Origin of the sequence: Mycobacterium sp. 1165196.3 (genome assembly GCF_001673415.1) — a bacterium.
Classification (GTDB): Bacteria; Actinomycetota; Actinomycetes; order Mycobacteriales; family Mycobacteriaceae; genus Mycobacterium; species Mycobacterium europaeum_A.
Genome location: NZ_LZLU01000160.1, coordinates 1 through 645, shown reverse-complemented (window position 1 = coordinate 645; position 645 = coordinate 1). Strand labels below are relative to the sequence as shown.

The window sequence follows — 645 nt, the reverse complement described above, 5'->3', positions numbered from 1 at the left end:
CAGTCGTTCCACGCCGACAGCCTGGACTCGCTGAAGAACGTGTACTCGACGCTGCAGCGCCAGATCGGCTACGAAACCGTGAAGGGCGACGCCAGCCTGGCCTGGATGCTGCTCGGCGCGTTCGTCCTGGCCGGCGCCATCCTGGCCGGGCTCCTGCTGAACCGCAGGCTGCCCGCCTGAGTCAGCTGGGCAGGCGCCGGTTGATCAGCAGTGCCAGCGCGGTCGCGATCAGGGCGGTCAGCACGGCCAGCCGCAGCCAGCCGGAGCTGCCCGGCCCCGGCACCGTGCGGTAGCCGATCTCGTTCTCGATGGCGTTGTAGCTCTTTTCCAGCTCGCCCAGGCTGTCGGCGTGGAACGACTGGCCGTCGGTGATCTCGCAGATCTTCTGCAGGGTCTGGTCGTCCACCGGAACCGGGATGGTGGCGCCCTCGTAGTCGACGGTGCCGTACGGGGTGCCGAACGAGATCGTCGAGATCTGCACGCCCTCGGCCTTGGCTGCCCGCGCCGCGGTGAACGCCCCCTGCGGGGCATTGGGGTCCAGCGGCACGTTCTCGGCGCCGTCGGACTCCAGCACGATGCGGGCCGGCGGCGGACCGTCGCCGCCGCCCATCACCGAGCCGACCGTCGCGATCGCCTGTAGCGCGG

Annotated in this window: 2 pseudogenes; one reads left to right on the top strand and one right to left on the bottom strand. The window is 70.4% G+C overall.

The window, feature by feature from the left end:
• A pseudogene (locus A5659_RS17190) lies at positions 1 to 180 on the top strand (hypothetical protein); the annotation flags it as partial.
• Position 181: 1 nt separating this feature from the next.
• Here the strand turns inward: A5659_RS17190 and A5659_RS17185 are convergent.
• A pseudogene (locus tag A5659_RS17185) lies at positions 182 to 645 on the bottom strand (hypothetical protein); the annotation flags it as partial.